This window comes from Cryobacterium sp. Y50 (assembly GCF_002929805.1).
GTDB lineage: Bacteria > Actinomycetota > Actinomycetes > Actinomycetales > Microbacteriaceae > Cryobacterium.
Window position 1 is genome coordinate 44,166 of record NZ_PJJM01000102.1, and the last position, 26,178, is coordinate 70,343.

Below are 26,178 nucleotides of genomic sequence, written 5' to 3' on the forward strand. Positions count from 1 at the left end.
AAAGGTTCCTCTTATGTCGTCCGACCATTATTTTTCTCCGGCGCCCGGCACCGTACTGAAAACCCGCCAGATTACGGTGCAGTTGCACGGGCAAGATCATGAACTCACGACCGCCAACTCGGTGTTCAGCCCCGCCCACATCGACACCGGCACCGAGGTGCTGCTGAAGTACGCCCCCGATCCGCCCCTGACTGGGCACTTTCTAGACCTCGGCTGCGGCTGGGGCCCAATCGCGCTCCACCTCGCCCTGGCCTCCCCTGAGGCCACCGTTTGGGCCGTGGACGTGAACGAGCGCGCCCTCGACCTCGTGCGCACCAACGCCGCCACCCTCGGACTCACCAACGTCAAGGCCGTGCTCGCCGCCGACGTGCCCGCAGACATCAGCTTTCGCACCGTGTGGTCGAATCCGCCCATTCGGGTCGGCAAGGACGAACTACACGGCCTGATGCAGAATTGGCTGCCCCGCCTCGAATCAGAAGCGGATGCTTGGCTCGTCGTCCAGCGCAACCTTGGCTCCGACTCACTCCAACGTTGGCTGACTGCCGAGCTCCCCGACACCTTCGAGACCACCCGTGAGGCCATCAGCAAGGGCTTCCGAGTACTCCAAGTGCACCGCAAGTAACCTCCTCCGACTCGCAACTGACCGTGACGGCGGGGCCTTTCGCGGAGTGACGAGCTTCGCGGGCTAGTAGGGCGCCGGTCACGTTTTTCGCGGAGCGCCCTGAGCACCCTGAGCACCCACGATGCTTGAGCGAGGGTCGGATGACGCCGCCACCACGGCCCCACGACCAGAAACCGCCGTCAGCCCAAATTCAGTACCCCGTCAAAGACCAGTTCAGCCGGCCCCGATAGCGACACGTGCTCGCCGTCCTCCGCCGGGAACATCCGCACCCCGAGCACGCCGCCGGGAACCTCGACCCGCCACTGATGCGGTGCCGTTTTCCCGGCCCAGTGCCGGGTAGCCAGGGCGGCCGCGACCGCACCGGTTCCGCACGACAACGTTTCGCCGCTGCCACGCTCGTGCACGCGCATGCGGAACCGCCCCACGCCATTGACGACGAGCGGGTCGTTCGGCACCACGAATTCGATGTTGACGCCGCCGACCGGTTCTGGGTCGAGCTGCGGGATGAAAGTGAGGTCCGCGGTATCCAGCTCGTCGTCGTCGGCGAGAGCGACGACCGTGTGCGGGTTGCCGACGTTGATGCCGAGGCCCGGACGGGCGACGGGCAGGTTCTTGGTGCGCACGAGCGGCTCGGTTCCGTCGAGCTTCCACCGGCCGAGATCGACCTGAAAACCTGACGCATTCCGCTGTACGTCGCGCACGCCGCCGCGGGTGCCGATGATGAGGGTGTCGCCGGGCAGCAGCTCGGCCAGGTTGTTTTCAATCAGGAATTTGGCGTAGACGCGGATGCCGTTTCCGCACATTTCCGAGACGGTGCCGTCGGCGTTCCAATAGTCCATGAACCACTCGGCCCCATCGTCTTCGGCGAGGGCGGCAGCACCGTCGGGTAGGTTCTGGCTGCGCACGGCACGAATGATGCCGTCAGCACCGACTCCGAACTTGCGGTCGCACACCGCACGAATCTGCGCCGGCGTCAGTTCCAATTTTCCGTCGGGATCAGCGAACAGCACGAAATCGTTACCCGTACCGTGGCCCTTGGTGAAGTTCAGAGTGATGCCCATGCCGCCAGTTTACGGGGCGGTCGCTGGATGCTGTGCAGTCAAAACGCCCCGGTCGACGTGCGCGAGCGCGTCATCGGCCCGGTCGGCAGCGTCGGATTCGATCCAGTGCGTGTGGGCATAGCGTTTGAACCAGCTCACCTGTCGGCGGGCATACCGACGAGTGAGTTGCTGAGTTGTCTCGATTGCGTCGGCCTGGCTGAGCGTTCCATGTACTTGGCCGAGCGCCTGGGCGTAGCCAATGGCGCGGCTCGCCGTCACGCCGTCCTCGATGCCGTCCGCGAGCAGGCAGCGAGCTTCATCGACGATGCCGGTCGTCCACATACGCTCGACTCGGGCGTCGAGCCGAGGGGTCAGTTCTTCGCGCGGGGTGCGGAGGCCAAGCAAGATGCTGGGGCGCCAATAGACTGGCTCGTCCGGGAGCGCGGCCAGGTGCGGGGCACCGGTCAGTTCGACAATTTCCAGCGCCCGCACGAGGCGGCGGCCGTTGCGCGGGCCGATGCGCTGTGCAGCCTGCGGGTCGACGGCCTGCAGCCGGGTGTACATCAGGCCGGGTCCAACGTCGATCAACTCCGCTTCGAGCCGGGCGCGAAGCTCCGGTTCAGTACCGGGAAACCGAAAGTCGAACACGACCGAGGAGACATACAATCCTGAACCGCCGACCAGGATCGGCACGGCGCCACGCGCGATGATCTCGGCGACCGCTGCACGGGCATCCGTTTGGTAATTGCTCACGGTGGCCTCGGCGGTCACCTCGAGCACATCGAGTAGGTGGTGCGGAATGCCGCGGCGTTCGGCGAGGGTGAGTTTTGCCGTGCCGATGTCCATGCCGCGGTAGAGCTGCATGGCATCGGCGTTGACGATTTCAGTCGGCTGGCCGCGCTCAATCAGCCGTTCGGCCAGGTCAAGTGACAACTCAGACTTGCCGGTGCCGGTCGATCCGACGATCGCAATCAGTATCGGCGACGCGGCTGACCCCAATGTTTCGGGTGGCACGGGGCTTTCAGGCGACACCGTTCCTAGCGCTCGTCGTCGTTCACGTTGTAGATGGGAATGGTGCTCGAGTGGCTCTCGACTCGCAGGCCGATGGTTGGCAGGCCCAGCGAGACCGGACCAGTACCGCCGCCTGCTCCACCGTGTGATGGAACGCCGCAGGATTCTGCTTCCAGTCGGTCCCAGGCATCGCCTGCACGGGTGGAACGGATGCGGAGGGGCGCGCCGTCGGTCGAGTCGGCGATGAGGTGGAACGGTGCGGCCTGGGTGACGACAACGGTGACCACGTCGCCGGGACGCGGACGCGGCGAACCGGCCGGCACGTCGAAGTGCACGAGCCGGCTGTCGGGGGCGCGCCCGCTGAGGCGGTGGGTCTCGCTGTCCTTGCGGCCACCATTAGCGACGAGCAGTTCAACCTCGCGGCCGATGATGGCCTGGTTTTCTTCGAGGGAGATACGTTCCTGCAGTGCGGCGAGACGCTCGTAGCGGTCTTGCACGATGGCCTTGGGAATCTGGTCGGCCATCGTTGCGGCCGGGGTCCCCGGACGAATCGAGTACTGAAAGGTAAACGCAGTGGCAAAGCGAGCCTGTTCGACGACCCGCAGGGTCTCTTGAAAGTCTTCCTCGGTTTCGCCGGGGAAGCCGACGATGATGTCCGTGCTGATGGCGGCGTGTGGCATCTGTGCACGCACGCGGTCGAGGATTCCGAGGAACTTCGCCGAGCGGTAGGAGCGACGCATCGACTTGAGGATGTGGTCGGACCCGGACTGCAACGGCATGTGCAGCTGGGGCATGACGGAGGGCGTCTCCGCCATGGCGTCAATGACGTCGTCGGTGAACGCGGCTGGATGCGGGCTGGTGAAGCGGATGCGCTCCAGTCCCTCGATCTTTCCGGCCGCGCGCAGCAGCTTGCCGAAGGCGAGGCGGTCGCCGAACTCAACGCCGTAGGAGTTGACGTTCTGCCCAAGCAGGGTGACCTCGATGGCGCCGTCGTCGACGAGGGCTTGGATCTCGGCGAGGATCTCGCCTGGACGGCGATCTTTTTCTTTGCCGCGCAGAGCGGGCACGATGCAGAAGGTGCAGGTGTTGTTGCAACCGACCGAAATGGAGACCCAGCCGCTGTAGCTGGAGTCACGTTTGGTCGGCAGGGTGGATGGGAAAGTTTCGAGCGACTCGAGAATCTCGAGCTGCGCCTCGCCGTTATGGCGGGCCCGTTCGAGCAGGCTCGGAAGAGAGCCCATGTTGTGCGTTCCGAAAACGACGTCCACCCAGGGCGCCTTCTCGAGGATGGTGTTCTTGTCCTTCTGCGCGAGGCAGCCGCCGACGGCGATTTGCATGCCCTCATGCTTGCGCTTGACTGAGGCCAGGTAGCCGAGGTTGCCGTAGAGCTTGTTGTCGGCGTTCTCGCGCACGGCGCAGGTGTTGATCACGACGATGTCGGCCTCGCCACCGTTCGCCGACACGTAGCCGGCGGCTTCGAGCGAGCCGCTCAAGCGCTCGGAATCGTGCACGTTCATCTGGCAGCCGAAGGTGCGTACCTCATAGGTGCGCGCACGCCCCGAGGCGTCGATCGCGGCTACCGAGGGGGTGATCACGGTTCGGCGGGCAAGTGCGGGGGCGACGATACTCATAGTGGGTATAGTTTACGCGAGCAATTCGGTGTGTGCGCCGTGTACGACGCCCGGTCAGGAATAACGAGCGGAAATATCAGCGGAAGCGCACACGCGAGCCGTCACCGCCACCGCGGCTGTCCATTGCGGCTTTGACCGCCACTCGTACTGCGGCCGACCCATAACCCTTGCGCATGAGAAACCCGGTGAGTCGGCGGTCGATGGTTTGATCGTCAAAGCGTTCCATCTGACCAATACGCTTGGTGGCCAGGTCGATGGCGCGTTCGGCTTCGTCGTCGGGAAGCTCCTCGAGTTTGTCCATCATGACGCCCGGATCGAGCTTGCGCCGACGCATTTCAGCCTCGACAGCGGTGCGACCGAGACCCTTGCGCACGTTGTGGCTGTGGATGATCTGATCGGCGAGCTTGGCTTCATCGAGGTATTGCAGCTGAATGAACTTCTCTATGATCTCGCTCGCCTCGCCGGAGTCGACCCCGGTGCCGTTCAACACAAGCAAGGCCTCGACGATGGAAAGTGAGCGGCCCCGGAGCCGGTGCAATAGCACCTTCTCGGCCCGCTCACGCTGGTCGAGCGCATCAGCGTCAGTTTCAGCGCCGGCTTCAGCGTCGGTCTCAGCTTCAGCGACGGGCTCGGTGGGCCCTGTTTGCAGTGGAGACCGGCGCTTCATTCCCGGGGCCGCGCCGGGCAGGTAGGTCACGGGAGCCAAACCGGCGTCTGCACGTTCTGCTGCGTCATTCTTGGGTTCGAAGTGAACCATTCCCGTGACCTGCCTTTCGTTGTCGTGCGGTGGTGTCGGTTAGGCGCTCTTGCGCGCTACCGGTGCCTTGGTGGCAACCGGACCACCATCGAGCATCGCCGCGGCATCCGCTTCTGCCTTGGCCTTCGCTTCGGCCTCGGCGACAATGGCCGCAGCGGCCTTCTCGGCGGCCTTGGCCGCGATGCCCTCCGGGCCGATGCCGAGCTTGATCAGAATCTTACTTTCGATCTCGTTGGCCATCTCGGGGTGCTTGAGCAGGAAATTGCGCGAGTTCTCTTTACCCTGGCCGAGCTGGTCGCCGTCGTAGGTGTACCAAGCACCGGACTTCTTGACGATGCCCTGGTCTACTCCGAAGTCGATCAGGCTGCCTTCGCGAGAGATTCCGATGCCGTAGATAATGTCAAACTCGGCCTGCTTGAAGGGCGGTGCCATCTTGTTCTTGACGACCTTGACCCGGGTGCGGTTACCGATGGCTTCGGTTCCTTCTTTGAGGGTTTCAATGCGACGAATGTCGAGGCGCACCGAGGCGTAGAACTTGAGTGCTTTACCGCCCGAAGTGGTCTCAGGACTGCCGAAGAAGACGCCGATCTTTTCACGCAGCTGGTTGATGAAGATCATGGTGGTGTTGGTCTGGCTCAAACCACCGGTGAGCTTGCGGAGCGCCTGCGACATGAGACGAGCCTGGAGGCCGACGTGGGAGTCACCCATCTCGCCTTCGATCTCGGCACGCGGCACGAGGGCAGCAACCGAGTCAACAACGATGAGGTCGATGGACCCGCTTCGCACGAGCATGTCAGCAATTTCAAGGGCTTGCTCGCCCGTGTCGGGCTGCGAGACCAAAAGAGCATCGATGTCAACGCCGAGTTTCTTGGCGTATTCCGGGTCGAGGGCGTGCTCCGCGTCGATGAACGCGGCGATGCCGCCATTCTTCTGCGCGTTCGCGATGGCGTGCAGGGTGAGCGTGGTCTTACCCGAGGATTCCGGACCGTAGATCTCCACGATGCGGCCACGCGGCAGTCCGCCTACGCCGAGTGCGACGTCCAGGGCAATCGACCCAGTCGAAATGGTTTCAACGGGGGCACGCTCGTCGCTGCCGAGGCGCATGACCGAGCCTTTGCCGAACTGACGGTCGATTTGCGCGAGGGCGGTTTCGAGGGCCTTCTCGCGGTTCGCTTGTGATGCCATGGTCTTCTTCTCCTGGGTTCTGCACGATCGCTAGCTTTGAACGGAGCTTCGGGACGTGCACGGTGGCGCCTATAGGCTGTCGGCCCGCTCATCGGGAGGACCCCGATGCCTGTTTCGACAAGGCAATCGCCGACTTTCTCTGACAAATTCGACTGTACGCCGCACCTCCGACATTGGCCGGGAACGCGATCGAACGGTGAACAATCTGTCAGATTGTCTGCTGTGAAGGAGCCTATCAATCCCGAACAGGTATTCGAGCATTTTCGAGAGTATTTTCTGCCGTGTCGAAATGTCCGCCGAACCCAACGCTCGAGTCTGCCAACGGCACTCGGTCCAGAACCAATCGGCTGGTGCTTTACTGGCGAGGCGCGGGGATTCCGGCACCGTACCAGCGACTGCGCGGCACATCGACCTCTACGCAGAGCGCTAGCCAGACGTCGCGAGCGGGTACGCCGGCGGCAATGGCTTGGTCGGCCGTACGCCCGCCCAGAGGCGTGAGCACCAGGTCGCGTGTCAGTACACGCCCGTAGGCTTCACCGAACTCGAGCTTCAGTGCCGTGCGAAATTCACTCAACCGCATGATACTCCCCTGGATGGCACTGGCTCACAGCACTCCTGACAGACAACCACCGCCGACACGAGGTGTCGGCGGTGGTGTTTTGTAATCGACTGCGCGAGGGCGACTAGCGCACCATCAAATTGGAATCGAACGTGGTGACGAAGTCCTCTGGCACCGTGTCGGGGAATTGGTCCATTCCCTCGATGACAGCGAGACGGTCACCAACTTCACGCATGATGACCGAAATCGGAGTCTCCAGTGCATCGGCCACTGACGCAAGAATCTCCGAAGAAGCTTCTTTCTGTCCACGTTCTACCTCACTGAGGTAGCCGAGCGCGACGCTGGCTTTGCTTGCGACCTGACGCAGGGTACGCCCCTTTTGCAGGCGGAAGTCCCTGAGCACATCGCCGATTTCCTGACGAACAAGAATCATCGGAACCTCCTTCTTATGCCTAATAATGTGAACCCAAACTATCGGACTCCCAGTTGGTGCCAACACTACGTCATTCATCTGACAAGCTGACACTAACCGAGAAACATTGGGCTTTGCTTGTGAATGCCTTCGAGGTAACCAGCCCGTAACACGAACTATTCCGCGTCATCCTGGGCTATCAGCGCACGCACAGCAACGACGGCCTGGCGCACTGTTTCGGCGCGAACCTCGGCCCGGTCCCCCTCGAGTTGCAGTGGAACGGCCCAGGAGCCCGTGCCCTTGGAGAGTCCGATATACACAGTTCCGGCCGGGTGGCCGCCGTCCGGGCCCGGTCCGGCTACGCCGGTGGTGGACACACCCACGTCAGCCCGCACGTCGTTCACGGCGAGGAGTGTGCGTACCCCGACTGCCATCTGCTTGGCCACGTCAGCGTGCACGGGGCCGTGCACGTTGAGCACACTACTGTCGACCTGAAGCAGGCTCCGTTTGAGGTCCGAGTCGTAGGCGACGACTCCCCCGCGCACCACTACGGATGCCCCGGGAATGCGCACGAGTTCGGCTACGAGCAGCCCGCCGGTCAGTGACTCGGCGACCGCAATTGTGAGGTGCCGGGCGGTGAGCTGCGCGATCAACTCCGCCGTAGCATCCACTTGCAGATCTCTCGGAACGTTGCGGGCGCGAAGGGTGCCGTCGGGAAGATCGATCGAATCGGCCGGGTCAGGCATCGTCGTGTTTGCGCAGTCGCCAGGCCGAGAGCAGGTAGTCGAGGCCGGTCACCCCTGTGAGGATCAGGGTGATGGTCATAGTGGCCGTGTTGAGCCAGTGCACCCACTCGCCGAAGACCAGCCAAAACGGCAGCAGCGCGAGCGAGATCGACACCGACTGGGACACGGTTTTGAGTTTGCCGCCGCGGCTGGCCGGGATGACCCGGTCGCGCAGCATGACGAATCGGAACACGGTGATGCCGATTTCGCGCACCAGGATGACGATGGTCACCCACCAGGGCAACTCGCCGAGGATGGATAGGCAGACCAGGGCGCCGCCGGTGAGGATCTTGTCGGCGATCGGGTCGAGGATCTTGCCGAGGTCGGTGACGAGGTTTTGGCGGCGGGCGATCATTCCGTCGATTCCGTCGGTGGCGATCGCGATGATGAACAGCACCGCGGCTGCCCAGCGCAGAGCGTCGTGTGGGCCATTGGCGGTCAGCAGCATCCAAATGAACACGGGGGCGAGCAGGATACGCACGACCGTGATCAGGTTGGGCAGGTTCCAGTTGCTCGGGCGGACGACGGATGCTTGCGGTGATGCCATGGCTCAGTCCCTGCCCGTTAGTTTCCAGGCATCCTCGTCGTCTTCGGTGCCGTCCACCTCAGGATACCCCTGCGACATTTTCTCCACCGGGTCGTCGGCGTAGCGCGGATCGGACGCCGTGGCTGCACGGGAATCGTCGGATTGAGCCTTGAGCGCGTGCTGTTCATCGTCGGAGCCGCGCAGTCGTGCAAGCACGCTCGGCAACTGTTCAGCGTTGACGAGCACGTCGCGCGCCTTGGACCCCTCGGACGGGCCAACGATTTCGCGGGATTCGAGCAGGTCCATCAGACGGCCGGCCTTGGCGAAACCGACGCGCAGCTTGCGCTGCAGCATGGACGTAGACCCGAACTGGGTGGAGACGACGAGTTCGGCCGCGGCGAGCAACACCTCGAGGTCGTCGCCGATATCGGAGTCGATCTCCTTGCGCGGGGCGACCATGGAGACATCGGGCCGGTAGTCGGGCCTGGCCTGCATGGTGACGTGCTTGACGACCTTTTCGATCTCGCCTTCGGTGACCCAGGCGCCCTGCACGCGCACGGCCTTAGAGGCCCCCATCGGCAGGAACAGTGCGTCGCCCTGGCCGATGAGCTTGTCGGCGCCGGGCTGGTCGAGGATGACCCGGGAGTCGGTGACGCTCGTCACGGCGAAGGCGAGCCGGGAGGGCACGTTGGCTTTGATCAGCCCGGTGACGACGTCGACGCTCGGACGCTGCGTGGCGAGCACGAGGTGAATGCCGGAGGCGCGCGCGAGCTGAGTGATGCGCACAATCGAGTCTTCGACGTCGCGCGGAGCAACCATCATCAGGTCGGCAAGCTCGTCGACAACAACCAGCAGGTACGGGTAAGGCTTGAGCTTGCGTTCGCTGCCGACCGGCAGCACAATCTCCTCGTTAACGACGGCCTTGTTGAAATCGTCGATGTGGCGAAAGCCGAAGCTGGCGAGGTCGTCGTAGCGCATGTCCATCTCTTTCACGACCCACTGCAGCGCTTCGGCCGCTTTCTTCGGGTTCGTGATGATGGGCGTGATCAGGTGCGGCACGCCGGCATACGCGGCGAGCTCGACCCGTTTCGGGTCAATCAGCACCATGCGCACGTCACTTGGCTTCGCGCGCATGAGCAGGCTCGTGATCATGGAGTTGACGAAGCTCGACTTGCCAGAACCAGTAGAGCCGGCCACGAGCAAGTGGGGCATTTTCGCGAGGTTGGCGATGACGAAGCCACCGCCGACGTCTTTGCCGACGCCGATGGTCATCGGGTGGGTGGCGTTGGTGGCGGTGCTCGATCGCAGCACGTCGCCGAGGGTGACGATTTCACGATCGATGTTGGGGATCTCGATACCGATGGCACTCTTGCCGGGAATCGGCGAGAGAATGCGCACCTCGTTGGAGGCGACCGCGTAGGAGAGGTTCTTACTCAGGGCGGTGACTCGCTCGACCTTGACGCCCGGGCCGAGTTCGATCTCGTACTGGGTGACCGTTGGACCACGGGAGAACCCGGTGACCTTGGCATCGACCTGGAACTGGCGCAGCACCTCCGTGATCGATTTGACCACGTCGTCGTTGGCAGCCGAGCGAGCCTTGGCTGGCGGCCCGGCCGTCAAAGTGGATGCCGCCGGCACGAGATACGGAATGGCCGGGTGGGGATCGACTGAAGCGAGGGGAGGCAGGGTCGCACCGTCGGCATCCACTGCCTGGCTCAGTTCGGGGAAGACATCGTCGAAGCCGGAAAGGACTTCGGTGTGGCCAGCCGGGTCGTCGGAGTGCAGGCCGGTGGACGGGCCGGCGCCGAGGTCGACCTCGCCGGTGAACCGTTTGACGGCGAGCTCGGCCTTGCGCAGGTCTTCGAGCACCTCGGTGCCGTAGTGGTCGCGTTCGGGCGGCGCGGTGTGGTCGGTGACCTCCGATTCGATGGCGCTGTCGAAACCGCCGCGGGACGAATTGCCGCCGAGAAGCACGCTGAGCGGGTCGGCCTCAAGCGGACCAGGTTTGGATTCGGTCGACAATGCGCTGCCGAAGTCAGGGTCTTCCTCGCGCTTGCTGTTGTTTCGGCGCCACCACGGCAATGCGCCTTCTTGGCCGTCTTCGTCGTCGACACCGTCGAGTTCGACCTGAGCGGTCTTGCCCGATTTAGCACCCTTGCTCGCGGCCGCGCGTTCTTCGTCGTCGGTCAGTTGCGCGCCGAACAGCCAGTCGTAGAGCTCGCGGGAACGCTGACCGATGCGATTCGGCGGCGTTTTGGTGATGATGAACAAACTCAGCAGCAACAACAGAATGACGACGATCGTGGCGCCGATCGACGTGGTCAGCAGGATCAGCGGGGCGGCAATCATCCACCCGATCACCCCGCCGGCCAGCGCGAGGGCTGGCATGCCGTCCTGCGGCTCTGGCTGCACACCGAAGATGTGGCAGAGGCCCGAAATGGTCACGAGGAGAAGGCTGAGCCCGATGCCGATGCGACCGTTGTCGTGAACGGAACTGGGTTTGCGAAACAGCCAGACGGAAAACAGAAGCAGGATGACCGGCAGGGCGAAGGCGACCCGGCCGAACAATCCGCCGAAGGTGTATGCGTCGAGCTGCTGCGCCACGACGTCGTTGATGAGAAACCATTCAACGACGGCTCCCGAGATGGCGAGCAGTACGAGAAAGAACGGCAGTCCATCGCGGCGTTCATCTTTCGAGAGCTTTTCGGGGCCGAGGGCGCGGGCGGCGCCGCCGGTGAGGTGGGCCAGACCCATCCAGGCACGGGCACCGAGGCTCGGTTTCACGTCGACGGCGGTGAACCTGACGGTTTTCTGTGCGGCGGTCGCGCCGGCCCCGCGGGTTGCCGGTTTGCGCGCCGGAGCGCCCTTCGCTGCCGGGGTGCGGGCACGCCCGGACGACTTAGTGCTCGTAGCCATGGAATAACGCTACCAAGCAGCACCGACATTCGGCCGACCCCACGCCCACGGCCTCGGTGACTAGCATGCGAAGGCCGTCCGGCGGCATCCGCTCAATGTCAATAGCGGATGGCGTCGATAACCTTTACCCGCACCGCCACCAGCGCGGGGATCAGCCCGGCCAGGGCGCCGACGACCGTCGCGCAGACCAAGCCGACGACGGCCGCTTCGACCGGGAACGGGGGAAAATCGGTGACCTGGCCCTGGCTGATGAAGTCTTCAACGAGCGGGCTCTTGACGATGAGCACGGCGGCGATCACCCCGACAATTCCGGCGACAACGGTCGCGACGACGCTTTCCATCATGACCGCGAAGAACACCCGGGCAGCGGTTGCACCGAAGCTGCGCCGAATGCCAATCTCCCGAATGCGCTGCTTGAGGGTGACCAGAGCGATGTTGACCAGGCCGAGGGCACCGAGAAGCAGCACGAGTCCGGCGATGGCGCCGACGGTGAGCTTGAGCGAAAGGTACGGGTCGCCGTCCATGTACGCCGCGTAGTCCTGCCGGTTCACCTGAACGGATGCCTCAGCGCCAAGAGCGCCCTGCACGTCACGTTGCAGGGCGGTCACTAGCTGTTCGGACACGTCGACCGGCACCCACAGCTCGTAGGACGGTGGTCCGAATTGCAGGTTCGGGTCGGTGACGACGGGCGTAATGGCGATGAGCGCATCGGCGAGCATGTACATGGCAGGTTCGGTCTCCCACGAGAGTGCAGGGTAGACACCGGTTACGACGGCTGTCGTAGTGCGTTCGCCCACCAGGGTCGCAGTTGGATGAGTGCGCAGGTCGGGTCGGCCAAGGCGGTCCCAGAAGATGGAGTTGACCAGCACGGCTGGCGCGAGCCTGGCCTGGTCTTCGTCGGTAAACCAAACGCCCTTCTCGAGGGTAATGCGGTGCATGGTGCCGTAGGGCAGATCGACGCCGACGGTCTGCACCGGGACAGCGCCGTCGGCGAATTGCACCGTCTGGCTAGTGTTGACCACCCGGCTGGCGTAGTCGATTTGGTAGCGTTCGAGCGCCGTGCGCCAGATTTCGGGCATTTTAGTCGGGGTGGAGCCGTCGTTCGTCGAGGCGAATAAGGAGAGGCTGGCGGCGCGACCCCCCGACCGCTCGCTCGATTCGAGGGTCGCCTGCTGGGCGACCGCGCCGAGTCCGACGACGGTTGTGATGGCGCAGACGGCGACGGCCACGCCGATCAGTGAAAGCATGACGCGGGTCTTGTGGATTCTCACCTCCTGCCAGGCTTCGATGACGGAGCCAACCAGGTTGCTCGCGACACGCTTCATGCCGGCACCGCGCTTATGACCTGGAGCACGCCGTGGTCGAGCCGCAGATGCCGGGAGGCTCGGGCGGCGATGGCCGGGTCGTGCGTGATGGTGACGAGCGCTGCCCCGGATTCGGCGGCGACGTCGTCGATGAGATCCATCACCGTTTCCCCGGTTTCAAGGTCGAGTGCTCCGGTGGGTTCGTCGGCGAGAATCAACCGTGGACCGCGTACCAGCGAGCGGGCGATCGCCACGCGCTGCTGCTCGCCGCCGCTCAATCGGTCGGGCAGTGAACCGAGCCGGTCGCCGAGGCCGACCCGTTCGAGCATCTCGGTGGCGATTCGGGCGCGCTGCCAGAACTGACGACCTTCCGCGTAGAGCAGCGGAGTCATCACGTTTTCAAGGGCGGTGCGGCCCTGCAGCAGATTGAACTGTTGAAAGATGAAGCCGACCGCACGACCGCGCAACCGGTCCCGGGCGCCGGAGGACAGCGAATGCACCGGGCGGTCTTCGAACAGCATTGTGCCACTCGTAGGGTTGTCGAGCAGCCCGAGCAGGTTGAGCAGGGTGGTTTTGCCCGAGCCTGACCGGCCCACGATCGAGACGCGGTCGCCGATATCGACATCGAGGTCGATGCTGGAGAGAATCGTCAGCGGCGGCGCATCGATGAGCTGCACGGTGCGGGTGACTCCCTCAAGGTGCAGCAGGGTCATTTCGAGATCCCGAAGCTGGAGATGCTCGGGCCGAAACAGACCTCGCTGCCGTCCGGCTGCAACTCGCAGCCCGTTTCTCCACCGGCAACGGCGCCCGGCACGAATTGGTTGATCAGGTCGCCCTCGACCAGCCCGTCGATCACCTGCACGTTGACGCCGTCGGTCATGCCGAGCGTGACCGGGCGTTCCTCGGTGCCGCCGTCGACCAGCACGAACCAGACGACGCCGGTTTCGGCCGAGCCCTCGACGGCGGTGGTCGGCACGACCAACACGTTTTCGGCCAGGCCCGCGGCGATGGTGAGCTGTGCGGCGAGGCCGGCGAACACGGTCACCTCGGTCGGTATGGCGCAGCTGACGGTAGTACCGCCCGTGCCTGCTTCGCCGCCCACACCCCCGTCGCCACCGGCCGATTCCCCCGCTAGCGGGGTGGTGATGGTCAGGCCGGTACAGGTGAACGGAGCCGGCCCATTCGTGATCGCAACGGATGCTTCGGTCGGCTTGGTCAGCAGCCGATACTGCTGCTCGGGGCTGAGTGCGCCGCTCACCGAGAAGCTCGGCGGCGCAACCTGTCCGGTAGCATCACCGACGGCCACGCTCTGACCGGGGATCACGGTGAGCGAGCTCAGGATTCCGGTGATCGGCGCGAGGACTTTAACGAAGGTGACCACTGGTTTCGGCTGGGTAATGGTCACGTTGCCATCGGCATCCGTTGCTTCGACCGGGTCCTTGATTGTCTCAACTCGGATGTCGTAGATCTTGTCGTTTTTGTTCACGGTCTGACCGGCCGCGATGAATATTTCGTCGACCGTTCCGATAGCGGTCGCTTTTACGGCCACGGCCGGGTCGGCGCTGACCGTTCCCGGCAGGGTGACATCGTTGCTGATCGTGCCGAGGGCCACCGGAATTTGCGGCTCAACGACGACGCCGGTCGGTTCGGCCGGGTTGCTGTCGGCCGCGGTGTCTGGGTAGAAGGCGAGCTTGACCAGGGCTACGGCGATAGCTGCTATGACGATCAGACGAAGGATGGGAAAGACCCATTGGCGTGCAATGTTCACGAGACTCCCCACGCGGCCGACCCGACGTGGTCAAGCTCGATGGGCTGATCCTAGCGTTTTGTGGGTCTGACGTGTCGCGGCCAGGGGGGCGCACGGCACCAGTTGAGGTTTGTGGCCCCCTACGAACGGGTGCAGCGAACGCCAACGAGTACCGTGAGCACGATCAACGCTTTAGCGGGTGGTGCCAGCGACCTTGGGGAGCGATCCGCCGGCGGCCGCGTTACGGTCCGGACGAAAGTTTGAGAAGTCCACGCCGGGGATGTCCTGCACGAGCGAGAGTTCATCCTCGATCTGGGCCGCTTCGGAGTCCTCCGGGCCGACCAGGGGCAGGCGCACCCGCGGGCTGCCGATGCGCCCGAGGCCGTGCAAAATGTACTTCACCGCAACGGTGCCTGGAACGTGCGTCATCACGGCGCGCACGAGCGGTTCGAGCTGTTGATGTGCGGCGGTCGCGACCTTGAGGTCGCCACGGTTGACCGCGTCGACCATGTGCCGGTACGGAGTCGCTGTGATGTTGCCGGTGACGCCGATGAGCCCGGTCGCGCCGATGGACAGGTGGGCCAGCACGTTGGGATCGTCGCCGGAGAAGTACATCAGGTCGGTCTGGTTGAGCACTCGGCTGACCTGGGCGAAGTCGCCCTTGGCGTCCTTGATGGCCAGAATATTGGGGTGCTTCGCCGCACGCAGGATGGTCTCGTAGGCAATCGCGACGCCGGTGCGCCCGGGAATGTCGTACAGAATGACCGGAAGGTCGGTGGCATCCGCGATCATGCGGAAATGGGTGAGGATACCGGCCTGGGTCGGCTTGTTGTAGTACGGCGTGACGATCATATTGCCGTCCGCACCGGCTTTTTCGCTCTGTCGGGCCAGCTGCATAGCGTGCGCGGTCTCGTTGGAGCCACCGCCGGTGATGATCTTGGCGCGACCGTTGGCGACCGACTTGCCGACCTCGACCAGGCGAATCTTCTCGGGGTCGGTCAGTGTGCTGGTCTCACCGGTCGTGCCCGTCACGACGATGCCATCGGCTCCGGCGTTGATGACGTCGTCGATGTGCTTCTCCACCCCGACCCAGTCCACTTCGCCATCAAAGGTAAACGGGGTGACCAGTGCGACCAGCACCTGGCCAAAGGGATTCGTAGAGGTAGACACGAGCTACAGGTTATCGTCTCCGCGCCCTTCGCTCTGCGAGAGCGCAAAAAGTGCCCGTGTGAACCAGTCAAACGGGCACTTCTCAACGAAATGCTGTTACGGAGAGACGCGACCGTTCATATTGAAGGACGCATGGGTCAGGGGCATCAGAGCCTCGAAGTGCGTCTCCATCTGCTCGGCACACATCTCGATTTCACGCTGCGGGAAGGACGGGAACTGACTCCCCGCGCGCTTGGTGCGCAGGCTGAGGAAGTTCATCAGCGACCGGGCGTTGAGCGTGACGTACATCGAGGAGTAAATGTTCAGCGGCAGCACGATGCGGGCGACCTCGCGCGCGACGCCGGCTTCGAGCATCCGCTGATATGCCTCATAGGCGTGAATCGCGGCGGCACGAGTCTGCTGCTGCACCAACGCGGTCTGTTCGGCGGTTCCAGGCAGAAAGTCGTAGGCACCGGCCTTGCCGACCTGCACGAGGTTGCGCTCATTGGAGGGTACGTAGAACACCGGGCCCAGCTCCCGGTAGCGGCCCGATTCTTCGTTGTAGGAGGCGATGCGGTGCCGCATGAACTCGCGGAACACAAAGATGGGCGCGCGCACGTAGAACGTCATCGAGTTGTGTTCGAACGGCGAGCCGTGGCGGTCGCGCATGAGGTAGTTGATCAGGCCACGGTCGCGTTTCTCGTCGGTCTCGCTCTCGGAACCCTCGAGCTGACTCTGCTCCAGGGTCAGCTCCCCTAGGGTCGATACCCGGGCGGCAAACAGCACATCGGAGTCGTGGGCGCTCGCGCGTACAAGTTCGACGGTCATTTCCGATCGAAATTCAATTTCAGGGCGGGGCTCTTGTTCGGCGGTATCAGACACTGGTTCAGGTTAGTCGCATCCACCGCAGGTCTGAGCCGGGCCACACCGTGAGCGCGCGTAATCTCTCGTCACACTGCAAGATCCACAGCACGTCGGCGTAGCGTTGCAAACATGAATCCCCTCGAAGCGCTCGGCCTGCTGTTGGCGTTGCTGGCCGGCACGACCGTGCTTGGTCTTCTCTGGCGGGCCCGGCAGGGTCGCGTCACCCAGATTTCCGGCCAAATCATCAGGCAAGCGGATGTCGCGGCCACGACCCCCTTCGGCGCTGCGGCGACCCTATTGCAGTTTTCAACCGAGTTGTGCGCCCGCTGCCCGGGCACCCGCCGCCTGCTGGGCGCCGTGGCGGATTCCCGCCCCGGCGTCGTGCACGTCGACGTGGATCTCACCCACCGCGCGGATTTGGCGAACCGGTACTCCATTTTGCAAACGCCCACGACCCTGATTCTCGACGGAACCGGACGGGTGCGTGCCCGCGTGGGTGGCGCGCCGAACCGCGCCGCCATCGCCGCTGCCCTTGACGATTTCGAGCCCGGTTCGCGTCGTTCTACAACCCTCGGGAGTTCCTATGTCAACCGCTGATTCGCCGATCACGACGCTACCCAGGGCGCGCCCACGGCTCGATCCGCGAGGGCCCAGGTTCGGTGCGGCGATCACCGCCGTGCTACTGCTCGCTGTGGTCTTTCTGTCGCTGACCGGGGCATCCGTTGCCGCAGTGATCTTGCTGTCGGTACTGACCGGACTATTCGCATGGGGCGCGGCGGCCGGAGCCGGTCGGCATCCGTATGGCGTGCTGTTCAAGAAATTCGTGCGACCCCGCCTTGCTCCCCCGGCCGAACTCGAGGATGCTGCTGCACCGACCTTTGCCCAGGGCGTCGGCCTCGCGGTCACGCTCGTCGGCGTGGCCCTCGGGCTGGCCGGAGTGCCCGGCGCGGTCGGCATCGCGGCGGCGGCAGCCTTCGTTGCGGCCTTTCTCAACGCCGTGTTTGATTACTGCCTCGGCTGCCAGATCTATTTGCTGCTCGTGCGCTTCGGCCTGCTAAACCGGGGCGCGCGAGTCAGCGGGGCCTGACCCCTCGACTGAGAGCGTTTCGGGATCGGGTTCGAACGTGAGCTGGGCGTGTCGGGCTGGCTCTCAGGAAGTTCCCAGACGGGACAGGTTCGCCGGACAGGTCTGACGGATAGGGTGGAATTCAATCACCTGGAGGTAACACCATGCCCACGACACTCACGAGTGAAGCAACCACCGTCTGGACCGGCGATCTTCCGACCGGTGCCGGAACCGTCACCCTCGATTCCTCCCATACCGCGGAATTCTCAGTGAATTGGAAGGCGCGCGCCGAAGGGGTATCGAACACCACCAACCCCGAGGAATTGCTTGGCGCCGCTCACGCAGCGTGCTTCTCCATGGCCCTCGCCAACGCCCTCGGCTCGGCCGGCCACACCCCCGAGAGTATCCAGACCACTGCCGCTGTCACCTTTGCGGCCGGCACCGGCGTCATCGGCAGCCACCTGCTGGTCAGCGCGAAGATTCCCGGTCTGACCGAGGCAGAGTTCGAAACGTTTGCCCAGGACGCCAAGGAGAACTGCCCGATTTCGAAGGCGCTCGCTGGCATTCCGATCACCATTGAAGCCGAGTTGGCCTAGGCCAACGCCATGCGCGTTCTGATCGCCGGGGCATCCGGTCTCATCGGTAGTGAGCTCAGCCGCCAGGTCGCAGCTGCCGGCCACACCCCGGTGCGGCTGGTGCGACGCGAGGCTTTCGGGACCAACGAGATTCGTTGGGACCCGGCCGCGCTGGTTCTGGATCCGAGGGTGCTCGACGACATCGATGCCGTCATCAACCTGTCCGGGGCGTCGCTCGCGCGGCTGCCTTGGACAAGCGGGTATCGCCAGGAGATCCTCCGATCCCGTCTGCACGCCACGCGCACGCTGACCGACGCGCTGCGTCGGTCAGCGAACCCGCCGAACGTTCTGCTGAACGGCTCTGCGGTGGGGATCTATGGGAATCGGCCTGGGGAAGAGCTGACTGAGGCATCGGCTGTCGGCACCGATTTTCTCGCCGAGGTGGTCACGAGCTGGGAAGCCGAGGCACAGCTCGCACCCGAACCGACGCGCGTCGTCACCCTACGTACCGGTCTCGTTTTGGCCAAGGCCGGGGCTCTCAAACCCGTGCTACCGCTGGCCAAACTCGGCCTCGCCGGCCCCCTCGGTGGCGGAATGCAACACTGGGCCTGGATCAGCCTGCACGACGAGGCCGCGGCCATCGTGCACCTATTGACTTCTACTCTGTCCGGCCCGGTGAACTTGGTCGGGCCGACCCCTGCGACGGCCAACGATATCATCAGCACTCTCGCCGCGGCGCTGCACCGGCCATTCCTGCTGCCGGTACCGAAATTGATTCTGACCCTTTTACTGCAGGATGCCGCCCGCCAACTGCTGCTCGCCAACCAGCAGGTGAGTCCCCAGAAGCTGCTCGACGACGGATTCGAGTTCGCTCAGCGTACGCCAACCACTGCGATCGCCTGGATGCTGCGCCAGCCGTAGCGGGCTGTTTCTAGCGCGTGCGTTCGAGGGCGATCGCCGTGCGGATCGCTCCGCGGGCTCGTTTGCGGTCGCCGGAGGCGTCGTAGGCGAGGCCAAGACGCAGCCAGGAATGCCAGTTATCGGGTTCCGCCTCAACCTCGGCTTGGGCAGCCGGAAACTGAGCGTCGGCAGCGTCCCGATAGGGACGACCGCTCGGACGCACCGGCAGGTCGACCGAAGGAAGCCCCCCGAGTTCGTCGAGCTGACGCACCAGCCGCTCGGAGCGGATGCCGAAGGTGATCTCCCGCGCGAGCGCCCAGAAGCCAATCAGCGGCAAGACGAGTAGCGCCACCCCGATCGCAATACCGAGCGGCTCCCCACTTTCGATGAACGCTATGGCGCGCACTCCGGCCAGCAGCAAATAGAAAACCAGGAGTACCGCCATGACGATGACGGCGATTTTGCCCTTCATTCGGATGCTCCCGCGATGTCTGAACCGAATCCAAGGTCGACGATTTGGTCAAGGCCCACCGTCACCCCCGTGGCAGTGCGCGTCGCGGCGAGAGCCAGCAGAATGCCGCTTTCGTAGGCGCTCGGGGACAGTGTGTTGTGGCTGATCGTGAGCGTTTCGCCGGTCCCGCCCAGAATCACGTCCTGTCGGGCGAGCAGGCCGGCCAGGCGCAGGCTGTGCACGGGCACACTGGAGACCTGCTGCCCGCGGGCCCGCTGGTCAGTGTGCGGAGCAGACACGGGTCCGAGTTCGGCGCGGGCGCGACCGATCAGTTCGGCGGTGCGCACGGCCGTGCCCGACGGCGAATCGACCTTGCCGGGCTGGTGTCCCTCGACGATCTCGATGGAGTCGTAGAATCGAGCGGCCAGGGCGGAGAATGCCGTTGCGAGCACCGATCCGATCGAGAAGTTGGGAATGATGATGACACCGGTATCGTCGCGATCGGCAAGGCGGCGGCGAAGTGCATCGATGCCCTCCTGACTCCAACCAGAAGTGCCAACAAGCACCCGCAGACCGTGCTCGGTGGCGAAGTCGACAACCGTGCGGCTGACGTCGGCACGGGTCAGGTCAACGGCGATCTCGGTGCCGAGCATCTCGCTCAGCTCGCTGCGAGAATCAAGCCGGGCGACGACCTCGTAGCCCTCGGTCCGGTCGATCAGATCGGAGACCAGGCGGCCCATCTTGCCCGTTGCGCCGATGATGGCCACCCGTGTTGTCATGGAACCAACCTACCAATTGATCGTTGTCAGCTTCACCGGGTCAATTAGAACATCAGCGGTTCGGGTAATCCGGTGCGCAGCTCGACCGGTAGGTGGCCAAGGTCGTTGTGGGTGACCAGCGTCCACGGACGGCCCGGCTTCTGCTGCAGCACGGTCAGCCCGCAGTTGGCCTGGTTGATGCCGACCCAGCGCCAGTCGGGAGCTCCGAGCACCTCACGCACAAACCAGGCGATCACAAAATTGTGGGTGATCAGCAGGTCGTGCCGCTGGCTGCGACGTGGCTGCAGAAATTCGGCGACCGCGTCTTCCATCTGCGCGCGTCCGGCAGCAATTTCGTCGTCGGTGACCGAGCCGAAGAAGGGGTCGTAGGCCGACGGGGTTTCGGCCGCCCGGCCAGAGGGAATGCAGTCGAACAACAACGCAGACGATTCGCTTTGCACCGACGGCAACCGTTCGGCCATGATCGCGGCGGTTTCGGCCGCCCGCTGCAGCGGTGAATGCCACGCACCGGTGAACGGAACGCCGCTCAGCCGGTCGGCGATCAATAACGCCTGACGCTTGCCACGCGGCGACAGCGGGCCGTCATGCAAGCCGTGTTCGGCATCCTGCTGCTCGCCGTGGCGGACCAGGTAGATGTACTGGGGCATCATTGTCCATTTCAAATTTCAAGGAGTCCGCGGGTGCGGATAGTGCAAAAGCTTTGCGGCTGCGGTCAGCCGGGAAGGATCGCCGCGAAAGCGTCATCGTCGAGCGCTCCGACCGCGGAGATCGACACGGGGCCGCTCGCGAGCTCGGCGGCGAGCTCCTGCACGTCGGCCGCGGTGACGAGCGCAAGGCGGCGCAGGGCCTCGTCGAGATCGGCGAACTCACCGAGGGTGATCTCGGAACGACCCAGCCGGGACATCCGCGTGTCCGAATCTTCCAGCGCGAGAGCGGATGCTCCGCTCAGCTGCCCCGACGCCCGCTTCATCTCGTCGGCAGTCACGCCGGAATCGCCGAGGCGGTGCAGTTCGCTGAGCATGATCTCGGCGACCTGGCCAGCCTTGGCCGGTGTACACCCGGCGTACATGCCGAACAGCCCGGCGTCGGAGTAACCGGGAGCGAAGGAGTAGACCGAGTAAGCCAGGCCGCGCTTCTCCCGTACCTCCTGGAACAGCCGGCTCGACATGCCGCCGCCGAAGATCGAGGTGAGCACGCTCATGGTCACGCGGCGGTCGTCGGTGGCGAGCAGCCCGGGCATTCCGAGCAGCAGATTGGCCTGTTCGAGTGGCCGTTTGACGATGGTGAGCGCCTGCCCCTGCGTGATGACGGCGGGAACACCACCACGGCGACTGACCGGGGTCTGGGCAACGCTGAGGTCCCAGCCGGCCAGTTCGAGGGCGCGGGTGACGGCGGCGACGAGCACGTCGTGGTCTACGGCACCGGCGACGGTAACGACGAGGTCCTGCGGGCGATAGTTCGCCTGATAGTGTTCCCAGACAGCCGACCTGGTGGCACCACGAATGTCGTCGGCGCTGCCACCGATCGGGCGACCGAGCGGATGCGTGCCCAGCACGGCTTCAAAAAAGCGCTCATTGGCGACATCGGCCGGGTCATCATCGGCCATGGCGAGTTCTTCGAGAATGACGCCGCGCTCGGTTTCGAACTCACCGGCATCCAGTTTGGACGAGGTCAGCATGTCGGTCAGCACGTCGATGGCCATGCCGAGGTCGCGGTCCTGCACCTTGGCGTAGTAGCAGGTGTACTCCTTGGCGGTCATGGCGTTGTGCTCGCCGCCGACCGCATCGAAGGAGATGGCGATGTCGAGCGCTGACCGGGTGGGTGTGCCTTTGAACAGCAGGTGCTCGAGAAAGTGGGTGGAGCCGAAATGGCCCGGCCGTTCATCGCGCGACCCAACGGCAACCCAGTAACCGATGGTGAGGCTGCGGGCTCCCGGTACCTGCTCGCTGAGAATACGCACCCCGCTCGGCAGAACGGTCCGCCGCACGAGGGCATCACCGGCGGCCCGAAACGAGAGTTCGGCCTGATCTAGGGGAAAGTCGACTGCACCGTTCATATCACCACAACCTTACTTGACCGCTCCGGTCGCGCCGGCGTACCGGCAGGAGCAGCCGCCAAAACACTGGTACCAGTAGTGTTCCGCTGAACACCAGTACCGTTTGATACCCCCAGTTTGACCAAATCGCACCGAGCCGTCAGATTCGACAGACTGGTCTGTCTAGTGTGTGTTACAGTCTGGGTGCTGACCGGCCCAAACCCCCCGGTTTTGCGCTGATCTGGGCCCCAATCGGCCCCCGACAGAGGAGCCCGAATGACCATGCTGACAGATGAGGCGGTACGGCCGGCGACACACGCCAAGGTGCGCATTCTCGCCACCGCCGACCGTCTGTTCTACACCGAGGGTGTGCACACCGTGGGTGTGGACCGAATCATCGGCGAGTCCAAGGTCACCAAAGCCACCTTCTATAAGTACTACCGGTCCAAGGATGCCCTCATCGTGGTCTACCTGCAGGGTCGGGACCGACGCGCTCGGGAGCTTCTCGCCGAACTGGAGCTACGCTTCGACACCCCCGAGCAACGCCTGCGCGGTGTTGTAGCCGAAATTTCGGCTCAAGTGATCCGCGAGGGATTCCACGGCTGCCCGTTCATCAACGCTGCAGCGCAGTTCACCGACCCCACGCATCCGGTACGTCAGGCCGTCGCCGCTCACCGCGATTGGTACGGCCGCAGCGTCGAAGACCTGTTCCGCGGCATGGGTCATGCCCGACCTGGTGACGCAGCAGACGACTTCTTTCTGGCCAGGGACGGTGCCTTCGCCGGCGCCAACCTGGGCGACCCGGTCGGTGCACACACCGCGCTGATTCGTGCCGTGCAGCGCGTGCTCGACGAGTCGAGCGACTAGCACCGAACCGCTCACACAGTCAGACGGTCGATACTCGATCCAGGTCGGCCAGATCGGTACGACCGAGACGGATGCCTGCCGCCGCGAGGAGTGCCGCCACGTGGCCCGGTTGCCCGGCCCCAGCGATCGGTGCGACCACATCGGGCTGGGCCAGGAGCCAGGCCAGTGCGATCGTCGCGGGCGCGACGCTGTGGGCGGCGGCGATGCGATCGACCATAGCGAGCACGCGCAGGGACCGCCGGTTGACATAGACCCGCGCGAGCTGACCGCGCGCGGTGCCGACGGCATCTGCTTTGGTGCGATAGGCGCCGGCCAGAAAGCCGTGAGCCAGAGCGAAGCCGGGCATGAGACCGAGGTTCTGTGCACCGGCCGCTACCGCAATGCTCGGTTCCAGTTCGGTGCGGTGCACGAGGTTGTACGGCGTTTCGACGGCGACGAACTTGGGCAGGCCCAACGCGGAGAGCACCCGGGCCTGCATCAGGCGCTCAGCCGAGAAATTGGAGGCCGCAAGGTGGCGCACCTTGCCGGCGCGTACGAGGGTGTCAACGGCAACGAGGCTCTCTTCGAGGGCGATGGACTTGTCGTCGAAGTGAAAGTAAAGCAGGTCGAGATAGTCGGTGCCAAGCCGAGCCAGGCTGGCCTCGACGGCGCCGACGATGCTGCGCTGGCTCAACCCGGGGTTGTCAAGGTTGTAACCGATTTTGGTGGCCACAATGGTCTCGGCGCGCGCTCGACGCGAGCGCAGCCACCCACCGATGATCACCTCGCTGCGACCGGCCGCAAAGCTGTCGGCCGTGTCCAGAAAGTTTCCGCCGAGATCGCGGTGAACGTCGAGAATCGAGGTTGACGTTTCACCGTCAGCCGTCCAGCCGAAGGCGTTGCAACCCAGAGCGAGCGGATGCACGAACAGCTCGGTACCCGGAATCTGGCGGCGTACCTCAAGCGCACCGGCGGTCGTCTCAACCGGCCCGGAACGGACGATCGACATCGCGTCGAGGGAGGTCGAGACCGCTTGTCTGGTCATCGTGTTGCTCCTTCCGCGGAATGTGCGCCGGGCCAGTCGCTTTTGCCGGATTTTCTGATGCGTGACGTGCTCTGTGCCCGACTGTAGGCGAGGCCACCGACATTTCCCGGCGGCACGCTAAACCGTTACCAAAATGTACGTCGGAACGAGGCAATTTGGTGTTGCTGACCCTCGAGGCAGGGTCAGAATGCGTTGGTCGCCAGTCGGTACGCGCATGATTTGTTAGACTGGCGATTGCGCGAAAATTGGGCTGAATGTGCAGGTGCACATCCGCCCTGGGCCGCCGGCTATCGAATCGACTATTTGATCTTTTGGCGAGGTATCCTGCCCAAATCAGCCGCAGGAAAGCAGCCATGACCAACCTCGCCGACGTGCCCAACCCTCAGGTTCTCCGTGAGGCTCGCAGGCGCCGTACTTTCGCCGTGATCTCCCACCCCGACGCCGGAAAGTCCACGCTGACCGAGGCGCTGCTGCTGCACGCCCGCGCGATCACCTCGGCCGGCGCCACGCACGGTAAGGCCGGTCGCAGCGGTACCGTCTCGGACTGGATGGAGATGGAAAAGGCTCGTGGTATCTCGGTCACCAGCGCTGCGATTCAGTTCGAGTACCACGACGCGGTGATCAACCTCGTTGACACCCCCGGCCACGCCGACTTCTCCGAGGATACCTTTCGGGTACTCTCGGCAGTGGATGCCGCGGTAATGCTCGTCGACGCCGCCAAGGGTCTCGAGCCGCAGACCATGAAGCTGTTCGCCGTCTGCAAGCAGCGCGGGCTCCCCGTCATCACCGTCATCAATAAGTGGGACCGGCCGGGCGACACTCCCCTGGCACTGATGGATGAGATCCAGACCCGTACCGGTCTGTTGCCGACCCCGCTGAACTGGCCGGTCGGCGAGGCGGGCGACCTGCGCGGCGTGCTCGATCGCCGCTCCGGGGATTTCCTGCGCTACACCCGCACGGCGGGTGGAGCGACCGTGGCCGAATCGGTGCGGCTGGATGCGGCCGACGCGGCGATCGAGGAGGGTCCGGCTTGGGCATCCGCTGTGGAAGAATCTGAGCTGCTCGACGCAGAGTCCCAGAATCACGACTCCGAGCTGTTTCTGGACGGGCAGACCACCCCGGTGCTGTTCTGCGCGGCCGTGGCCAACTTCGGGGTGCAGCAGCTGCTCGACACCCTGGTCGAGTTCGCGCCACCGGCTGAAGCCCGCATCGACATCGACGGCAACCCGCGCAAGGTCAGCTCGCCGTTCTCAGGGTTTGTGTTCAAGGTGCAGTCGGGTATGAACTCGGCGCACCGCGACCACGTGGCATTCGTGCGCGTCTGCTCCGGCGAATTTCGCCGCGGCATGATCGTGACGCATGCTGCGACCGGCCGGCCCTTTGCCACGAAGTACGCCCAGCAGTTGTTCGGCAAGGAACGTACCGTCACCGATCAGGCCTGGCCCGGCGACATCGTCGGACTTGTGAACGCGTCGGCGTTGCGCGTGGGCGACTCAATCTTCGAAGACGAGCGGGTGGAGTTTCCGCCGCTGCCGCTGTTCTCCCCCGAACACTTTCGGGCGATTCGCCCGGTCGACAGCAGCAAGCATAAGCAGTTTCGCCGCGGTATCGACCAGCTCGACCATGAGGGCATCATCCAGGTGATGCGCTCGGAGGTGCGGGGCGAACAGGCTCCGGTGCTCGGCGCCGTCGGACCCATGCAGTTCGAGGTTGTCGAAGATCGCATGGTGCACGACTTTCACGCCGACATTCGCATGGAAGCGCTGCCATACCAGGTGGCCCGCAAGACCGACAAGGAAAGCGCGCTCGTGCTCGCCGGAACCCGTCAGGTCGAGGTCTTCACCCGCTCCGACGGTACGCTGCTCGCCCTCTTCAGCACGCCCTGGCGGTTGCAGGCGATTGCCAAGGAAAACCCGAAGCTCGTGCTGATCGACATCGCGAACGCGACGGCGGACGACTTCATGTAGCTGGTG

At 64.3% G+C, this 26,178-nt stretch carries 27 protein-coding genes; 7 read left to right on the forward strand and 20 right to left on the reverse strand.

The annotated features are described in order from the left end of the window. Positions 1-13: 13 nt before the first annotated feature. Positions 14-622, forward strand: coding sequence for a class I SAM-dependent methyltransferase (locus CXY73_RS17415; RefSeq protein ID WP_104178453.1), 609 nt, complete (start codon positions 14-16; stop codon positions 620-622). Positions 623-801: 179 nt separating this feature from the next. Here CXY73_RS17415 and dapF read toward each other — a convergent pair whose 3' ends face one another. The 15 genes from dapF to thyX form a co-directional block, all read right to left on the reverse strand. Next, a complete protein-coding gene (dapF, locus tag CXY73_RS17420; protein WP_104178454.1) occupies positions 802-1,683 on the reverse strand; it encodes a diaminopimelate epimerase in 882 nt (293 codons plus the stop codon). Positions 1,684-1,692: 9 nt separating this feature from the next. Then, on the reverse strand, positions 1,693-2,676 hold the full coding sequence (gene miaA / locus CXY73_RS17425; protein WP_233198429.1) for a tRNA (adenosine(37)-N6)-dimethylallyltransferase MiaA: 984 nt from the start codon (positions 2,674-2,676) through the stop codon (positions 1,693-1,695). A gap of 23 nt (positions 2,677-2,699) precedes the next feature. Then, entirely contained in the window at positions 2,700-4,304 is a 1,605-nt protein-coding gene (gene miaB / locus CXY73_RS17430) for a tRNA (N6-isopentenyl adenosine(37)-C2)-methylthiotransferase MiaB (protein ID WP_104139565.1), read from the reverse strand. Positions 4,305-4,380: 76 nt separating this feature from the next. Further along, positions 4,381-5,061, reverse strand: coding sequence for a regulatory protein RecX (locus tag CXY73_RS17435; RefSeq protein WP_104178456.1), 681 nt, complete (start codon positions 5,059-5,061; stop codon positions 4,381-4,383). A 39-nt stretch (positions 5,062-5,100) separates the two neighbouring features. Next, on the reverse strand, positions 5,101-6,246 hold the full coding sequence (recA, locus tag CXY73_RS17440; RefSeq protein WP_104178457.1) for a recombinase RecA: 1,146 nt from the start codon (positions 6,244-6,246) through the stop codon (positions 5,101-5,103). Positions 6,247-6,601: 355 nt separating this feature from the next. Then, positions 6,602-6,826, reverse strand: a complete 225-nt coding sequence (locus CXY73_RS17445; protein ID WP_104139571.1) for a DUF3046 domain-containing protein — start codon at positions 6,824-6,826, stop codon at positions 6,602-6,604. A 103-nt stretch (positions 6,827-6,929) separates the two neighbouring features. Beyond that, positions 6,930-7,238, reverse strand: coding sequence for a helix-turn-helix domain-containing protein (locus CXY73_RS17450; protein ID WP_104139575.1), 309 nt, complete (start codon positions 7,236-7,238; stop codon positions 6,930-6,932). 155 nt (positions 7,239-7,393) lie between these two features. Continuing rightward, a complete protein-coding gene (locus tag CXY73_RS17455; protein WP_104178458.1) occupies positions 7,394-7,963 on the reverse strand; it encodes a CinA family protein in 570 nt (189 codons plus the stop codon). Beyond that, positions 7,956-8,549, reverse strand: a complete 594-nt coding sequence (gene pgsA, locus CXY73_RS17460; RefSeq protein WP_104178459.1) for a CDP-diacylglycerol--glycerol-3-phosphate 3-phosphatidyltransferase — start codon at positions 8,547-8,549, stop codon at positions 7,956-7,958. The genes CXY73_RS17455 and pgsA overlap by 8 nt, the downstream gene beginning before the upstream one ends. A 3-nt stretch (positions 8,550-8,552) precedes the next feature. Beyond that, a complete protein-coding gene (locus tag CXY73_RS17465) occupies positions 8,553-11,444 on the reverse strand; it encodes a DNA translocase FtsK (protein WP_104178460.1) in 2,892 nt (963 codons plus the stop codon). 98 nt (positions 11,445-11,542) lie between these two features. Then, on the reverse strand, positions 11,543-12,769 hold the full coding sequence (locus tag CXY73_RS17470) for an ABC transporter permease (protein WP_104178461.1): 1,227 nt from the start codon (positions 12,767-12,769) through the stop codon (positions 11,543-11,545). Beyond that, positions 12,766-13,461, reverse strand: coding sequence for an ABC transporter ATP-binding protein (locus CXY73_RS17475; RefSeq protein ID WP_104139590.1), 696 nt, complete (start codon positions 13,459-13,461; stop codon positions 12,766-12,768). The genes CXY73_RS17470 and CXY73_RS17475 overlap by 4 nt, the downstream gene beginning before the upstream one ends. Beyond that, on the reverse strand, positions 13,458-14,516 hold the full coding sequence (locus CXY73_RS17480; protein WP_199184380.1) for an efflux RND transporter periplasmic adaptor subunit: 1,059 nt from the start codon (positions 14,514-14,516) through the stop codon (positions 13,458-13,460). The genes CXY73_RS17475 and CXY73_RS17480 overlap by 4 nt, the downstream gene beginning before the upstream one ends. A gap of 171 nt (positions 14,517-14,687) precedes the next feature. Next, the gene (gene dapA, locus CXY73_RS17485; protein ID WP_104139593.1) at positions 14,688-15,665 is read right to left on the reverse strand and encodes a 4-hydroxy-tetrahydrodipicolinate synthase; all 978 of its coding nucleotides are present in this window, start codon (positions 15,663-15,665) and stop codon (positions 14,688-14,690) included. 96 nt (positions 15,666-15,761) lie between these two features. Further along, entirely contained in the window at positions 15,762-16,472 is a 711-nt protein-coding gene (gene thyX / locus CXY73_RS17490; protein ID WP_104139596.1) for an FAD-dependent thymidylate synthase, read from the reverse strand. Positions 16,473-16,637: 165 nt separating this feature from the next. Here thyX and CXY73_RS17495 point away from each other — a divergent pair, with 165 nt between their 5' ends. The 4 genes from CXY73_RS17495 (at position 16,638) to CXY73_RS17510 (ending at position 19,070) form a co-directional block, all read left to right on the forward strand. Beyond that, entirely contained in the window at positions 16,638-17,105 is a 468-nt protein-coding gene (locus tag CXY73_RS17495; RefSeq protein WP_146071808.1) for a thioredoxin family protein, read from the forward strand. Beyond that, positions 17,092-17,595: a DUF4395 domain-containing protein gene (locus tag CXY73_RS17500; RefSeq protein ID WP_104178462.1), complete on the forward strand. Its 504-nt coding sequence runs from the start codon at positions 17,092-17,094 to the stop codon at positions 17,593-17,595. The genes CXY73_RS17495 and CXY73_RS17500 overlap by 14 nt, the downstream gene beginning before the upstream one ends. A 143-nt stretch (positions 17,596-17,738) precedes the next feature. Further along, positions 17,739-18,170 carry an OsmC family peroxiredoxin gene (locus CXY73_RS17505; RefSeq protein ID WP_104178463.1) on the forward strand — a complete coding sequence of 144 codons (432 nt, stop codon included), beginning with the start codon at positions 17,739-17,741 and terminating at the stop codon, positions 18,168-18,170. Positions 18,171-18,179: 9 nt separating this feature from the next. Then, positions 18,180-19,070: a TIGR01777 family oxidoreductase gene (locus CXY73_RS17510; RefSeq protein WP_104178464.1), complete on the forward strand. Its 891-nt coding sequence runs from the start codon at positions 18,180-18,182 to the stop codon at positions 19,068-19,070. A 10-nt stretch (positions 19,071-19,080) separates the two neighbouring features. Here CXY73_RS17510 and CXY73_RS17515 read toward each other — a convergent pair whose 3' ends face one another. The 4 genes from CXY73_RS17515 to CXY73_RS17530 all read right to left on the reverse strand — a co-directional run bounded on the left by CXY73_RS17515 (position 19,081) and on the right by CXY73_RS17530 (position 22,335). Further along, positions 19,081-19,521 carry a hypothetical protein gene (locus CXY73_RS17515; RefSeq protein ID WP_104178465.1) on the reverse strand — a complete coding sequence of 147 codons (441 nt, stop codon included), beginning with the start codon at positions 19,519-19,521 and terminating at the stop codon, positions 19,081-19,083. Beyond that, positions 19,518-20,279 (reverse strand): 4-hydroxy-tetrahydrodipicolinate reductase, encoded by a 762-nt coding sequence (dapB, locus tag CXY73_RS17520; protein ID WP_104178466.1) that lies wholly within the window; start codon positions 20,277-20,279, stop codon positions 19,518-19,520. Before dapB ends, CXY73_RS17515 begins: the two co-directional genes overlap by 4 nt. Positions 20,280-20,323: 44 nt before the next feature. Further along, positions 20,324-20,926: a histidine phosphatase family protein gene (locus CXY73_RS17525; protein ID WP_104140014.1), complete on the reverse strand. Its 603-nt coding sequence runs from the start codon at positions 20,924-20,926 to the stop codon at positions 20,324-20,326. A gap of 65 nt (positions 20,927-20,991) precedes the next feature. Next, entirely contained in the window at positions 20,992-22,335 is a 1,344-nt protein-coding gene (locus CXY73_RS17530; RefSeq protein ID WP_104178467.1) for a pitrilysin family protein, read from the reverse strand. A 255-nt stretch (positions 22,336-22,590) separates the two neighbouring features. Between CXY73_RS17530 and CXY73_RS17535 the strand changes: the two genes are divergently transcribed. Then, the gene (locus CXY73_RS17535) at positions 22,591-23,181 is read left to right on the forward strand and encodes a TetR/AcrR family transcriptional regulator (protein WP_104178468.1); all 591 of its coding nucleotides are present in this window, start codon (positions 22,591-22,593) and stop codon (positions 23,179-23,181) included. Between the two features lie 19 nt (positions 23,182-23,200). Here the strand turns inward: CXY73_RS17535 and CXY73_RS17540 are convergent, their stop codons facing one another. Continuing rightward, complete coding sequence (locus CXY73_RS17540) at positions 23,201-24,205, reverse strand: aldo/keto reductase (RefSeq protein WP_233198430.1); 1,005 nt, start codon at positions 24,203-24,205, stop codon at positions 23,201-23,203. A gap of 353 nt (positions 24,206-24,558) precedes the next feature. On the opposite strand from CXY73_RS17540, the gene CXY73_RS17545 reads away from it, so the two are divergent. Then, entirely contained in the window at positions 24,559-26,172 is a 1,614-nt protein-coding gene (locus CXY73_RS17545; protein WP_104178469.1) for a peptide chain release factor 3, read from the forward strand. The last annotated feature ends 6 nt before the right edge of the window (positions 26,173-26,178 follow it).

Coding starts and splice junctions, on each gene's coding strand:
- CXY73_RS17415 (WP_104178453.1), top strand. CDS start 14: ATGTCGTCCGACCATTATTTTTCTCCGGCGCCCGGCACCGTACTGAAA.
- dapF (WP_104178454.1), bottom strand. CDS start 1,683: ATGGGCATCACTCTGAACTTCACCAAGGGCCACGGTACGGGTAACGAT.
- miaB (WP_104139565.1), bottom strand. CDS start 4,304: ATGAGTATCGTCGCCCCCGCACTTGCCCGCCGAACCGTGATCACCCCC.
- CXY73_RS17435 (WP_104178456.1), bottom strand. CDS start 5,061: ATGGTTCACTTCGAACCCAAGAATGACGCAGCAGAACGTGCAGACGCC.
- recA (WP_104178457.1), bottom strand. CDS start 6,246: ATGGCATCACAAGCGAACCGCGAGAAGGCCCTCGAAACCGCCCTCGCG.
- CXY73_RS17445 (WP_104139571.1), bottom strand. CDS start 6,826: ATGCGGTTGAGTGAATTTCGCACGGCACTGAAGCTCGAGTTCGGTGAA.
- CXY73_RS17450 (WP_104139575.1), bottom strand. CDS start 7,238: ATGATTCTTGTTCGTCAGGAAATCGGCGATGTGCTCAGGGACTTCCGC.
- CXY73_RS17455 (WP_104178458.1), bottom strand. CDS start 7,963: ATGCCTGACCCGGCCGATTCGATCGATCTTCCCGACGGCACCCTTCGC.
- pgsA (WP_104178459.1), bottom strand. CDS start 8,549: ATGGCATCACCGCAAGCATCCGTCGTCCGCCCGAGCAACTGGAACCTG.
- CXY73_RS17465 (WP_104178460.1), bottom strand. CDS start 11,444: ATGGCTACGAGCACTAAGTCGTCCGGGCGTGCCCGCACCCCGGCAGCG.
- CXY73_RS17470 (WP_104178461.1), bottom strand. CDS start 12,769: ATGAAGCGTGTCGCGAGCAACCTGGTTGGCTCCGTCATCGAAGCCTGG.
- CXY73_RS17475 (WP_104139590.1), bottom strand. CDS start 13,461: ATGACCCTGCTGCACCTTGAGGGAGTCACCCGCACCGTGCAGCTCATC.
- thyX (WP_104139596.1), bottom strand. CDS start 16,472: ATGACCGTCGAACTTGTACGCGCGAGCGCCCACGACTCCGATGTGCTG.
- CXY73_RS17495 (WP_146071808.1), top strand. CDS start 16,638: ATGAATCCCCTCGAAGCGCTCGGCCTGCTGTTGGCGTTGCTGGCCGGC.
- CXY73_RS17500 (WP_104178462.1), top strand. CDS start 17,092: ATGTCAACCGCTGATTCGCCGATCACGACGCTACCCAGGGCGCGCCCA.
- CXY73_RS17505 (WP_104178463.1), top strand. CDS start 17,739: ATGCCCACGACACTCACGAGTGAAGCAACCACCGTCTGGACCGGCGAT.
- CXY73_RS17510 (WP_104178464.1), top strand. CDS start 18,180: ATGCGCGTTCTGATCGCCGGGGCATCCGGTCTCATCGGTAGTGAGCTC.
- CXY73_RS17515 (WP_104178465.1), bottom strand. CDS start 19,521: ATGAAGGGCAAAATCGCCGTCATCGTCATGGCGGTACTCCTGGTTTTC.
- dapB (WP_104178466.1), bottom strand. CDS start 20,279: ATGACAACACGGGTGGCCATCATCGGCGCAACGGGCAAGATGGGCCGC.
- CXY73_RS17525 (WP_104140014.1), bottom strand. CDS start 20,926: ATGCCCCAGTACATCTACCTGGTCCGCCACGGCGAGCAGCAGGATGCC.
- CXY73_RS17530 (WP_104178467.1), bottom strand. CDS start 22,335: ATGAACGGTGCAGTCGACTTTCCCCTAGATCAGGCCGAACTCTCGTTT.
- CXY73_RS17535 (WP_104178468.1), top strand. CDS start 22,591: ATGACCATGCTGACAGATGAGGCGGTACGGCCGGCGACACACGCCAAG.
- CXY73_RS17540 (WP_233198430.1), bottom strand. CDS start 24,205: ATGACCAGACAAGCGGTCTCGACCTCCCTCGACGCGATGTCGATCGTC.
- CXY73_RS17545 (WP_104178469.1), top strand. CDS start 24,559: ATGACCAACCTCGCCGACGTGCCCAACCCTCAGGTTCTCCGTGAGGCT.